General features: G+C 63.8%; 13 protein-coding genes. 4 read left to right on the top strand and 9 right to left on the bottom strand.

The annotated features are described in order from the left end of the window. Positions 1–41: 41 nt before the first annotated feature. Together LJE63_03440 and LJE63_03435 are read right to left on the bottom strand one after the other, a co-directional pair. Positions 42–1340, bottom strand: a complete 1299-nt coding sequence (locus tag LJE63_03440; protein ID MCG6905656.1) for a CBS domain-containing protein — start codon at positions 1338–1340, stop codon at positions 42–44. A gap of 70 nt (positions 1341–1410) precedes the next feature. Continuing rightward, positions 1411–2244 (bottom strand): hypothetical protein, encoded by an 834-nt coding sequence (locus LJE63_03435; protein ID MCG6905655.1) that lies wholly within the window; start codon positions 2242–2244, stop codon positions 1411–1413. Between the two features lie 165 nt (positions 2245–2409). On the opposite strand from LJE63_03435, the gene LJE63_03430 reads away from it, so the two are divergent. The 4 genes from LJE63_03430 to LJE63_03415 are packed head-to-tail and all read left to right on the top strand — an operon-like array spanning position 2410 to position 5934. Next, positions 2410–3438: an alpha-hydroxy-acid oxidizing protein gene (locus tag LJE63_03430; GenBank protein ID MCG6905654.1), complete on the top strand. Its 1029-nt coding sequence runs from the start codon at positions 2410–2412 to the stop codon at positions 3436–3438. Then, positions 3435–3989 carry an ACT domain-containing protein gene (locus LJE63_03425; GenBank protein ID MCG6905653.1) on the top strand — a complete coding sequence of 185 codons (555 nt, stop codon included), beginning with the start codon at positions 3435–3437 and terminating at the stop codon, positions 3987–3989. The genes LJE63_03430 and LJE63_03425 overlap by 4 nt, the downstream gene beginning before the upstream one ends. Positions 3990–4046: 57 nt before the next feature. Continuing rightward, on the top strand, positions 4047–5420 hold the full coding sequence (locus LJE63_03420; GenBank protein ID MCG6905652.1) for a PFL family protein: 1374 nt from the start codon (positions 4047–4049) through the stop codon (positions 5418–5420). Positions 5421–5448: 28 nt separating this feature from the next. Continuing rightward, positions 5449–5934 (top strand): asparaginase domain-containing protein, encoded by a 486-nt coding sequence (locus tag LJE63_03415; protein ID MCG6905651.1) that lies wholly within the window; start codon positions 5449–5451, stop codon positions 5932–5934. Positions 5935–6054: 120 nt separating this feature from the next. On the opposite strand, the gene LJE63_03410 is transcribed toward LJE63_03415, so the two are convergent. The 7 genes from LJE63_03410 to LJE63_03380 all read right to left on the bottom strand — a co-directional run bounded on the left by LJE63_03410 (position 6055) and on the right by LJE63_03380 (position 12137). Then, positions 6055–6447, bottom strand: coding sequence for a universal stress protein (locus LJE63_03410; protein ID MCG6905650.1), 393 nt, complete (start codon positions 6445–6447; stop codon positions 6055–6057). A gap of 181 nt (positions 6448–6628) precedes the next feature. Next, a complete protein-coding gene (locus LJE63_03405) occupies positions 6629–7003 on the bottom strand; it encodes a hypothetical protein (GenBank protein MCG6905649.1) in 375 nt (124 codons plus the stop codon). 37 nt (positions 7004–7040) lie between these two features. Continuing rightward, positions 7041–8579, bottom strand: a complete 1539-nt coding sequence (locus LJE63_03400; protein MCG6905648.1) for an amidohydrolase — start codon at positions 8577–8579, stop codon at positions 7041–7043. Positions 8580–8635: 56 nt separating this feature from the next. Continuing rightward, a complete protein-coding gene (locus LJE63_03395) occupies positions 8636–9625 on the bottom strand; it encodes a branched-chain amino acid ABC transporter permease (GenBank protein ID MCG6905647.1) in 990 nt (329 codons plus the stop codon). Continuing rightward, positions 9625–10566, bottom strand: a complete 942-nt coding sequence (locus tag LJE63_03390) for a branched-chain amino acid ABC transporter permease (GenBank protein MCG6905646.1) — start codon at positions 10564–10566, stop codon at positions 9625–9627. The genes LJE63_03395 and LJE63_03390 overlap by 1 nt, the downstream gene beginning before the upstream one ends. Positions 10567–10686: 120 nt before the next feature. After that, complete coding sequence (locus LJE63_03385; GenBank protein MCG6905645.1) at positions 10687–11415, bottom strand: ABC transporter ATP-binding protein; 729 nt, start codon at positions 11413–11415, stop codon at positions 10687–10689. Further along, entirely contained in the window at positions 11412–12137 is a 726-nt protein-coding gene (locus LJE63_03380) for an ABC transporter ATP-binding protein (GenBank protein MCG6905644.1), read from the bottom strand. The genes LJE63_03385 and LJE63_03380 overlap by 4 nt, the downstream gene beginning before the upstream one ends. Positions 12138–12188 lie beyond the last annotated feature (51 nt).

Here is a 12188-nt window from a genome sequence, read left to right as displayed (position 1 = left end):
AGGCCCGGGCCCACGCGGCGGCCATCCGCAGGCCACAACCGCTAAGCCGGCAGCAGATCGTAAAAATACATCATGACATCCGAGCGCGTCACGATGCCGATCAGTTTGCCCTGATCCACCACCGGCAGCCGCCCGATATCGTCCTTGACCATCATCCGGGCGGCCTGCAGGGGGCTTTGATCGGGGGTGATGGTGACCACCCGGGTGCTCATGAAGGCCTTGACCGGGGACTTGAGCTGCTGCTCCTTGCGCACCTTGCGAAAATCCCGGCGCGAGATGATCCCCTTTATCTCCCCGTCATCCACCACCGGCAGGCCGGTGCAGCCCTTGCGACGCAGGATCCCGGCCACCGCCGTCATCGGCGTGTCGGAGGTCACCGAAAAGACCGGGAAGGACATCAGATCCCCCACCTGCACCGAGGTCTGACGATTGCCCGCCAGCAGGTCGCGCAGCATTTTTTCGACGGTCTTGGGGTTGGCCCCCTTTAGCACCGCCGAGCCGGCCCGGGGGTGGCCGCCGCCGCCCAGGCTGCGCATCAGCCCGTCCACGGGCAGATCGTCCACCTGGCTGCGGGCGATCACCATGCAGCGCTGCCCGTCGGGGGTGTAAAAGATGCCGAAGGCGGCATCCACATTGAGAATCTGGCGGTACATCTGCAGCACCACCGCCAGCCCGTCAACATGTCCCTCGACCTTGACCCGCGCGATGCTCACCTGAAACCCGTTGATCCGCTGGCGGCGGGCCGAGCGCAGCATCTCGAAGAGCACGTTTTTTTGTTTTTCACCGTAGGCCGGTCGCAGAAAGGTCCCCAGGATGTTGAGATCGGCCTTTTGTTCCAATAGGAAGGCGGCCGCCCGGGCGTCCGCCGGGGTCGTGGCCGGGAAGCTGAGGTTTCCTGTGTCTTCGTAGAGGCCGATCAGAAAAAGGGTCGCCTGAATGGGGGAGAGGTCTTTGCCCAGGCGCCGGATCTCGTCCACCAGCAGGGTGATGGCGGCGCCGGTGCGCTCGACGCGGCGCCAGCCGGCTTGAATATCGCCGTCATCGCCGTGATGGTCCCACAGGGTGACCGCGATATCGCGCCGCCCCGCTAGGGAGGCCAGGCCGTCCAGACGGCTCCAGCGATTGGTATCCACCACTACCAGGGCGGTGACCGCGGCGAGGTCCACCTCGGCGGGGGTGAGGACCGGAAAGAGGTCCTTGTGAATGGAGAGAAATGCCCGCACGTTGGGGTTCAGCAGACGGGGAAGGACCGCCACGGCGCCCGGGTAGATCAGGGTGGCCGCAATCACCGAGGCCAGGGCGTCGAAATCGGTTGATTTGTGCGTGCTGACGATCTGCATGGGCTGTCGTGTGAAGCGGATCTCTGAGGATGCCCCCGGTGGGGGCGCAGGCCCCGGGAGTGCGCCCGTATCAGGTCTCGACCCGGGTGTTCCCGGCTTCCGTGCTTTGGCGTTCGGCCGTGTCCGCGGCCTCCGGCTCCTGCCAGGTCACCCGGGGGTTGGCGGCGCCGGCCCCGCGGTCTTCGATCTGCAGCAACCGCCCCCCCTGACCGAACTCCAGCTGCAGGCGGTGTTTTTCGACCTCGGTGCGGCTTTCGATGCTCTTGCGGGCCAAAAGGTAGCGCAGATAGACGATCCACACCACCAGCCCGCCCAGGAAGGCCGCCGTCGCAATGAAGACCCATTTGAAGCGCACCACCGTGTCCACCCCCACCCGCCCCAGGTGGGTGATCAGGTTGGGGATCACCCAATAGGCGAAAACGGCCAGAAAGATCAAAAACCCGATGGTGAAGATATTGAGCCGGCCCGCCCGCGCCAGCGCCTTTTCAAAGCCGCTCTGACCATCGTCCCCGGTCTGCGACTGAGGCGCGCCGCGGGCGGCTTCGCCGTAAAAAAGCGCGGCCCAGGCCCGCAGCACGAAGGCCAGCAGCAGCATCACGCCCACCGGGAGCCCGACGGCGGCGACGAACCAGGCACGGAAAGGAAACGGCACATCCCGGGACGCCAAGCGGACCTCATAGTTCTCGAAGGGGCCGAAGGTTTTCTCGAAATAATGGCGGTTGAAGTCGCTCAAGTTGCGACCATCGGTTTCGTGAATGACGTTGCCGTTGGCGTCGATCACCTGCAGCCACGATTTGTGCCCCGATTTCATGGCGGCCACGGCGAAAATCTCCAGCTCGATCAAAAAAAGGGCGACGGCCAGAATGATGATTAGCTTCTTGTTTTCTCGAAGCAAAGATGCCATATTTCCAAATTCAGTCATCAAAAAAAACCTCACGCTTCGACCAAAGCTCGGTAGGTGTTGCCGCCACTTTTTAACACAGGCGGTAGGGCTTGCACAAGGCGCCAAGGATCGAAATCTGCCGCGCGCTACTTGCCACGAGCCGATTCAGGAAAGGAAACGCAGCCCATGAAGGAAATTCGACAAAAAGCCAGGGAGCGCATGAAAGGCTTCTGCCGGGTGTGCCCCATTTGCGACGGCCGGGCCTGCGCCGGCGAGGTGCCCGGGATGGGGGGGCTCGGCACCGGGGCGGCCTTTCAGTCCAACGTCCGGGCATTGGCGGACTGGCGCTTCAACATGCGGCTGATCCACGACGTCGCCGAGCCCGACACCCGGATCGAACTGTTGGGCCGGCAGCTCTCAATGCCGGTGCTGGCCGCACCCATCGGCGGGGTTTCGTTCAACATGGGCGGCAAGGTCTCCGAAGCCGATTACGTCCAGGCGGTTCTGGCCGGCTGCCACGCCGAAGGGCTGCTGGGCTGCAGCGGCGACGGCATTCCCCCCTTCATCCACGAAACCGGTTTCAGCGTCATCCGCGAGCTCGGGGGGTCCGGCATTCCTTTCATCAAGCCCTGGGAGGACACCGAGCTTTTTGAAAAACTGGAAAAGGCGGCCGCCAGCGGGGCCACCATCGTCGGCATGGATATCGACGCCGCCGGCCTCTTGACCCTCAAGCTGATGGGCCGCCCGGTGTCCCCCAAAACCCCGGCCAAGCTCGCCCGGATCATTCAAAGCACCCCGCTGAAATTCATCCTCAAGGGGATCATGACCCCCGCTGACGCCCGTCTGGCCGTGGACGTGGGAGCGGATGCGATCGTGGTCTCCAATCATGGCGGACGCGTGCTGGACCACACCCCCGGGGTGGCCGAGGTGCTCGCCGAGGTGGCCGCAGCCGTCAAGGGCCGGATTGCGGTCCTGGCCGACGGCGGGGTGCGCTCCGGGTTCGATGTTCTCAAAATGCTCGCCCTGGGCGCCGACGCCGTGATGATCGGACGCCCGTTCTCGGTAGCTGCCATGGGGGGCCTGCAGGAGGGCGTGCAAGCCTACATCGCCCAGATCCGCGGGGAGCTGCGCCAGGCCATGGTCCTGACCGGCTGCGCGACCCTGGCCGCGGTGGACCGCTCCATTCTCTTCGAAAAACAGGAGCCGCGCCCATGACCAAGGTGATCATTTCCGTTCTGGGCAAGGACCGGCCGGGCATCGTGGCGGCCGTTTCAAGGGTGCTTTTCGAGCGCGACTGCAACATCGAAAACGTCAGCCAGACGATCCTGCAAACCGAATTTGCCGGGATCTTCATCGCCGGCATCCCCGCCGGGGTCACCGCCGAGACCTTGCACCAGGGGCTGACGGCCGGCCTGGCCGACTTCAAAATGTACGTCCAGGTCAAGCCCCTGGCCGAAAACGGCAGCCCCGCCCCGCCGCCGGTGGCCGAGCCGTTTGTGATCACCACCAGCGGGCCGGACGCCAAGGGTTTGGTGGCGCGCATCACCGCGGTGATCGCCCGCTACCAGGTCAACGTCACCAACCTGCAGGCGGTCTTCAAGGGCGGCAGCGAACCCGGCGACAACATCATGATCTACGAGGTCGACGTGCCCACCCACATCGATCAACAGCGCTTCCGCCAGGACCTCCAAGATCAGGCCGCCGCCCTGGGGTTGCGCCTGACGATCCAGCACCGCGATATTTTCAGCGCCATGAACCGCATCTGACGCCCGCCGCCGCCCCGGCGGCGCATGTCCAAACCCCTCAAGCATCAGCAGGCCGCCATGTTAAGCTACCAGGAAATCATCTCGACCCTGGAGATGCTCAAAAACGAGCATCTCGACGTCCGCACCGTCACCCTCGGCATCAACCTCTTCGATTGCGCCAGCCACGATCTCGGCACACTCCAAACCCGCATCCGCGACAAGATCGGCCGCATCGCGGAGGCCCTCGTGCCGGTCTGCGACCAGATCGGCGACAAGTACGGCATCCCGATCGTCAACAAGCGCATCGCGGTCAGCCCCATCGCCGTGGTCTGCGCCCCCCTGGGGCCCGACGGGATGGTGGCCATCGCCCGCACCCTGGACGCGTGCGCCCGCGAGATGAACGTCGATTTTATCGGTGGCTTCTCGGCCCTGGTGGAAAAGGGCATCGCCGCCGGCGACCGTTCGCTGATCACCGCACTGCCCGAGGCGCTTGCGGAAACCGAACGCGTCTGCGCCTCGGTCAACGTGGCCTCCACCAAGGCCGGCATCAACATGGATGCGGTCCTGCTGATGGGCCGGGCCATCAAGGCCGCCGCCGAGCGCACCGCCGGGCGCGACGGCCTGGCCTGCGCCAAACTCTGCGTGTTTGCCAACATTCCCCAGGACGTCCCCTTCATGGCCGGGGCCTACCTGGGGGTCGGCGAGCCCGACTCGGTGATCAACGTGGGGGTCAGCGGCCCGGGGGTGGTCAAAAAAGCGGTCGAGCGCGCCCTCGCCTCCCACCCCGACCTGGACCTAGGCCAGCTCTCGGACCTCATCAAACGCACCGCCTGCAAGGTCACCCGGGTGGGGGAACTCATCGGCCGCGAGGTGGCCGAGCTCCTCGAAATCCGCTTCGGGGTGGTGGACCTGTCGCTGGCGCCCACCCCCAACGTGGGCGACAGCGTGGGGGAGATTTTCCAGAGCCTGGGGCTGCTGGCCATCGGCGTTCCCGGCACCACCGCCGCCTTGGCTCTGCTCAATGACGCGGTCAAGAAAGGCGGGGCATTCGCCAGTTCGCACGTGGGCGGGCTGAGCGGCGCCTTCATCCCGGTCAGCGAAGACCTCAACATATCGGATGCGGCCGCCGCGGGCCACCTCTCGCTGGAAAAACTGGAGGCCATCACCAGCGTCTGCTCGGTGGGCCTGGACATGGTGGCCCTGCCCGGGGACACCTCGGCCGAAACCCTGTCGGCCATCATCGCCGACGAGATGGCCATCGGGGTCATCAATAAAAAAACCACCGCCACCCGCCTGATCCCCGTTCCCGGCAAGAAGGCCGGCGAGCGGGCCCACTTCGGGGGGCTGCTGGGGGAGTCGGTGATCATGGCGGTCAACAACGGCGTCGGCCCCAACGCCTTCATCCGCCTCGGCGGCCTGATCCCGGCGCCGATTCAGAGCCTCACCAACTGAGAGGCTGCGAAAAGCTCCCGGAGCACGCATGGAAATCCAGATCATCACCACCGGCGGCACCATCGACAAGCTCTACTTCGATGCCAAAAGCGAATTTCAGGTGGGCGATCCCCAGGTCGTCGACGTGCTGCGCGAGGCCAACGTCACCGTCCCCTACTCGGTGCGGCAGCTCATGCGCAAGGACAGCCTGGAACTGACCGAGGCGGACCGCCGCCTGATCCGGGATACGATCGCCGCCGCCCCCCAGCGGCATTTCGTGGTTACCCACGGCACCGATACGATGCTCGATACGGCGCGAGTGCTGCAGACCCTGGGCGACAAAGTGATCGTCCTCACCGGCGCCATGCAGCCGGCGCGGTTCCGCTTCACCGATGCGGTCTTCAATATTGGCTGCGCCGTGATGGCGGTCCAACTGCTGCCCGCCGGGGTTTACGTGGCGATGAACGGCCGCATTTTCGACCCCCGCAGGACCGTCAAAAACCGCGAACAGAACCGCTTCGAGGCGCATGCCTGAAAAAAAAGCCGCCGCCGGCCCGTCGGAAGTTTGGAGAGCCGCGCCGCACAGGGCAAAAAAAACCCGCTCTCCCCCTGACGGGGGAAGCGGGCTTTGACCTCAACACTGGGCGGCGGCCGTTTACTTGATGGTCACCACCGGACAGTTGGCCTCCATGATCACGTAGCGGGCATTTGAGCCGAAAATCAGCTTGCCGACGTTGGAGCGGCGCTTGACGCCGACAATGATTTCGTCGATCTCATTTTCGTTGGCGAACTCGATCAGGTCCTCCCCGGGGCTCAGCCCGCGGATCAAGAGGTGGGTTTCGCAGGGGATACCGTCCTTGTCGAAAAAAGTCTTGGCATATTCCAGATCCCCCTCGGCCTGCTCGATCTTGGGCAGCTGGTCCTCGTTGCCCTTCTCCAGCGAAGAGAGCACAAAAACCTTGGCATCAAAGGCTTTGGCGTGCTTCTTGGCCAGTACGAGCGCGTCTTTGGCCGCGTTGGACCCGTCATAGCCCACCAGAATTTTCATTTTACACTCCTGTCGTCACCCGTTGGGACCATCGCCCAAAGTGCCCACCGCTGCCCCTCAGCCCCGCACCGCCGGCCGTGGGGCGGAAATTTTAAGCTATCATCGCTCTTTCCTTTACACCAGGTCCTACAAATAATCAACGCTTATCGGGCCGTTTTCCACGGTCTAACGCCGACAAAACTCAATCTGGCGGCCCATTTGACAATTCCCGCGCCCCGCCGAAAAGCGTTTCGCGGGGCTTGGCCGATACCGCCGGGGAGGCCGAGGCCACCCCGGCGGGCGGCGGGCAGCCGCAGGCGGCATGCGCGGCGGCCTCCAGGCGGCGGTCCCAGTAAAGGGTGTCACCTTTTTCACAGACCCAGTCCCAATGATAACGGTAGCAGCGGATCCCGGCCCCGCCCCGGGGACAGACGGCGACATACTCCGGGTAGATATAATAGGCCGGCGCCCTGGGCTCCAGCTGCAGGCCGCCGCAGCCTGCGGTGGTTCCGGCCAAAGCCACCGGGATCCAGCCAACCGCCCCGGCCAGAAACCACAGGAGCAGCAGCATCGCCATGCGGCGCAACGCCGAAATTGGACTTTCTAAACCGCCTTCAAATTTCATATTGACGGCCTCCCACAAACACCCGATCCACGCGGATCGCCGCGATTTCATCGGCCGCCACCGCAAAGGGGTCCCGCTCCAAAACCACCAGGTCGGCCAGCTTGCCCGGCGCCAGGCTCCCCTTTTGGGCTTCCTCGAAGGCGCTCCAGGCCGCCGCGACGGTGAACATTTCCAGCGCCTCGTGGCGCGAAATACGCTCTTCGAGGTTGGGGTGCAGGACCGCCGCCTGGACGCCGGCAAGGGGGCCGTAAGGCGTCACGGGGCTGTCGGAACCGCCGCAGACCGGGATGCCATGGTCGCGCAGGGTCCGGTAGGGATGCAGCCGCCGCAGCCGGGTCGTCCCCAGCAGGGGGGCATAGCCCTGCATTCCCTGGCTGCAAATGAAGGCCGGGATAAAGGCGGGCTGCATGGCCGCCATGATGCCGGCGGCGGCCATGCGCGCGATCTGGTTGTAGGTGGGCAGCTCCAGGTGTTCGATGCGATGGCGGTGGTCCGAACGCGGATGGGCGCGCAGGGCCTTTTCCATCGCCGCCAGGACCTGTTCGATGGCACGCTCGGATTCACAGTGGACCGCGATCTGCAGGCCTTCGCGGTGGGCCTCCAAAACAAAGCGATCCATGACCTCCTGGCTGTAGGTCAGGGCGCCGTAATTGCCGGGCTGATCAGTGTAGGGCTCGAATAGGGCCGCCGTGTGCGCCTCGAAGGCGCCGTCGGCACAAATGCAGCCGCCCACCCGGGGCAGTCCCAGCCGGCGGACTTCCTCCAGATCCATGTTTTGGTTGTAGCACACGACGCGCACCGGCAGCTGCTCCCGGTGGGCCATGATGATCTGGGTCTCCCCGGGCCCGAGATCGCCGCCGTCGAGTGCATGCAGGGTTGTGATGCCTTTTTCGAGGGCCTTGCGGCCGGCCACCTCCATGGCCGCCACCTTGACGGCCTCGGGGATGAGCCGGGCCATGACCGGATGAACGTGGGTCAAGATCCCCGGATCCCGCACAACCCCGGTGGGCCGCCCCCCCTTACGGTCGACACCCTCCAGACTCTCGGGGAGCTGCAGCAGCTCCAGGCCGCGGGTGTTGAAGGCGCACATGTGGGCGGTGGTGTGCAATACGAAAACCGGTCGGTCGCTGCACACGCGGTCCAACTCCTCCCGGGTGGGCATCCGTTTTTCGCGCAAGCGCTGTTCGTTGAGATAGCCCGCGCGCACCCAGGCCCCGGACGGCGTCTCCCGGCTGCCGGCGGCCACCCGCTCCAGGACCTCGTCCAGGCAGCCGACCTCATCCAGCGCAATCGCGGTCGCCAGCAGGCCGGTCAACATCAGGTGCTGATGGGTGTCGATAAACCCCGGCAGAACGGTCCGGCCCTGAAGATCCAGCACCGGCCAGCCCTGCTGGATGAGATCCCCCACGGCGTCCCGGGCGCCGACCCGCACCAGGCGCCCGTTTTCAATGGCGAGCGCCTCGGCCCGGTCCCGCTCGGCCGTCATGGTGATGATATTGGCCGCGGTGAGGATCAGTCGATGGTTCATGCATGGCTCCTTGGGGCGCTGAAGATCGGCCACCCTGGAAAGTGTGCAGCCGGGTTTCAGCCGTGCGCCCGGCGCCGCCGGGCCGCGATGCGGGTGTCAATCCAGTCCACCAGCTGCATCAGGCCGCCTGGGAAAAAAAGAATGATGGCGCAAATCAGCGCGCCCAACAAGGCCAGACGCAGCGTGCCGGCCAGACGCAGAAACTCGTTGCCGAAAACGATGATGACCGCCCCCAGTACGGCTCCGGGGAAGCGGCCGATGCCCCCCATTTCCATCATCGCAATGGTCAGCAGAAAGGGTTCGATGGTCAGGGTGGTTGGCGAGATATCGCCCAGGTAGTGGACGTAAAAGCCCCCCACAATGCCGGTCAGGAAAGATACCAGCGCAAACACCTTGAGCTTTTCGCGATACTCGCTGATGCCCAGGGATCGGGCGAATTCGCGTGAATCCCGCAGGGCCACGAAGGCCAGTCCGGTGGCGGAATGAATGGTCCGGTAGATGATGGTCAGCATTACCAAAAAGAGGGCGAAGCAGATGTAATAGGAGTGGATGCGCAGGATGCCTTCAAAAAGCGGCGGCACGTCATGCAGCCCCATGGCACCGCCGGTGAGGCTGCGGGTCTGGGTCAGGATGGTGGGCAGGGAATCGGCAAAAATAAGGGACAGCAGCGCGATGTAAATCCCGCTAAGGCGCAAGGCCGGCAGCCCGATAAATACGGTGACCAGCGCCATACTGGCGATTCCCCCCAGTAAGATGCACAGCCACGGCGACCAGCTGAGGTTTTTGGACAGAATCCCGGAGGTATAGGCCCCGATGGCCAGAAAGGCGATGTTGCCCAGGGAAAAGATCCCGGCATAGCCCATCAGCAAATTCCAGTTGGAGGCCACCAGCGACCAGATGAAAAAGAGAATAAAAATGTGCATGATGTATGGGTCGCCGTGAATCAGCGGATAAACGGCCATCAGCAGCAGCCCGGCGCCAATCGCGATCCTCTTCCAGTTCAAACTGTCGGTCATCCCGTGCATCCCGATCTTTTGATCCCCCATCAAAGCGTCCGGCCGCCGACCAACCCCTGGGGCCGCAGCAGCAGAATAACCACAAAAAGAACAAACCAGGCGGGCCATACCCAAAGTGAACCCAGCAACAGGGTGACATAGGCTTCGATAATGCCCATGATGAGGGCCGCGTATATGGCTCCGCTGGCGCTGCCCAAGCCGCCGAGTACGATGATCACGAACCCCTTGACCATCCAATCCCAGCCGATGTGGGGGGTCATGTAGTACTTGGTTCCCAGCAGCACTCCGCTGAAGCCGGTCACGGCGGTGGCAAGAGCAAAGGCAAAACCGAAGGTCTGCTGGATATTGATGCCCACGATGCGCGCGCCGTCCATGTCCTGCGCCACGGCCCGCATGGCCTTGCCAAACCAGGTACGCTTCAGAAAAAGATTGAGCAGCACCACGAAAACCAGCACGATGACGATGATACTGATTTCGTGCCAGTTGACCCGCAGAAAGCCCAGTTTGAGACTGCCCTCGAAGAAGGGTGGGATGTACTTGACCCGCGGGCCGAAGGCCTGCAGCGTCAGGTTTTCCAACAGGATTCCGAGCCCCAGGAGGAAGATGATGGTGGAAAACTCCCAGTTGGGGGTTTTAAGCAGCGGGTTGAGGGTCAGTTTGAAAATCAGCAGACCGAAAAAGAACATCATCACCAGCATGCAGACCACTGCCGGGATCAGCCCCATTCCCGTCTGGCTGAGCAGCAGCCAGGTCAGATACCCCCCGATGACGGCCACGATGCCATGGCCGAAATTGAAAACATGGATGACGCCGTAGACAATCGCCAGCCCCAAGGCCATACTGGCGTATAGGGAGCCGGATATCAGTCCGCTTACCAGGGCGTAGAGCAGATCCTTGATGGTACACCTCCCGATGGACCCCCCTGTGGCCTGAGGGGACCGCGACCGGCCTGGATGTAAGATGAGGGTCACCTCAACTGGGCTGGCGCGGTATGTGAATTTCGCAGCAAACCGTTTTCCCCCACCACCCAGCGCAATGCGCGGGGTTGGCCGGGGTGCGCGACGCAGGGATTGCCGTTTTCGGCCGGACCGTTAAAAATAGGAAGCTTCGATCTCGGCCTTGCTGATTTCGCCGGCGGCCTTCTCCAGCACGACCTGCCCGTTCTTGAGCAGGTAAATGCGGTCGGCCAGGCGCAGCGGGTAGTCGACCTCCTGCTCCACGATCAAAATGGCGCTGCCGGTTTCACGGCGAATCTTGCCGATGGCATCGAAGACCGTCTGTTTCATCAGGGGCGAAAGCCCAATGGACGGCTCGTCGATCAACAGCAGCGAGGCTTTGCTCATCAGCCCGCGCCCGACCGCCAGCATCCGGCTTTCACCGCCGCTCAGGGTGGCCGCGATCTGGTCTTTGCGCTCTTCGAGGCGAGGAAAAAGTGCCAACACGAAGGCCAGGGTTTGCGCCAGCTCCCGGCGCGCCCTCCGATTGTAGGCTCCCAGGGTCAGGTTCTCAAGGACCGTCATTTCGGGAAACAGGTTGCGGGCCTCGGGAATGTAGGCCACCCCCATCTCGACGATTTTTTCGCTGGCCATGGCGGAAATGTCCCGCCCACGGTAGCGGATGGTGCCGCCCGTGGCCGGGTGAATCCCAGCAATCGTCTTGAGCAGGGTCGATTTGCCGTGGCCGTTGGGTCCGAAAAGGGCCACCACCTCCCCCTGAAAGACCTGGAGCGAGGCCCGCCGCAGAACCGGCATCTCGCCGTAACGGCTCACGAGGGCGCTCACCTCCAGCTCCGCCACCCCCCGGGGTGTCTTGGCGATCATGGCCCCACCTCCGCCCCCGGGCCGAGATAGACCTCGACGACCTTGGGGTCCTGGCGCACCCCTTCGGGATCGCCGGTGTAGATCACCGCACCGTTATGCAGAATCAGCATCCGGTGGGAAACCTCGATCAGGGTATCCAGAAGGTGTTCGATCATGAGGATGGTGATGCCCATGTCGCGGTTGATCCTGCGGACCATGGCGATAAATTCGCTGATTTCGGTCATGGAGAGGCCTGCCAAGGGTTCGTCGAGCATCAGAAGCTGGCAGCCGGTCGCGAGGCTCGCGGCCACCATGACCTGTTTGATGGTGTAGAGATCGAGATTGCGGGCGATGTCGTCCCGGTGGGGTGTCAGCCCGAGAAAATCCATCACCGCCGCGATGTGTTCCCGTCGCCCGCGGCCGCTGTTGCCGAAGGTGGCTCCCACCCGGATGTTGTCATACACGCTTAGGGTTTGGAAGGTCTGGGGGATCTGAAAGGTCCGCGCCAAGCCCAGATGGCAGATGCGGTGGGCCGGCAGCCGGGTGATCTCCCGGCCTTTGAAGAGCACCCGCCCGGAGGTGGGCGGAAAAGTACCGGCGATAACGTTGAAAAGGGTGGATTTACCGGCCCCGTTGGGGCCCGCGATCCCGAAAATCTCGCCGGGCGCCACGGCGAGGTCCACCGCCTCCAGTGCCCGGAGGCGGCCAAACTGCTTGGACAGGTTTTGGGTCTCCAGGATCATGCCTGTCGCCTTGGGGGCCGCGGGCCGGCGAAAGGCTGGAAGGCCTTCGCC

It is taken from the genome of Desulfobacteraceae bacterium (genome assembly GCA_022340425.1).
Lineage (GTDB): Bacteria > Desulfobacterota > Desulfobacteria > Desulfobacterales > JAABRJ01 > JAABRJ01.
Note: the sequence above shows the minus strand (reverse complement) of the source record. Positions and strands in the feature narration are given on the sequence as shown.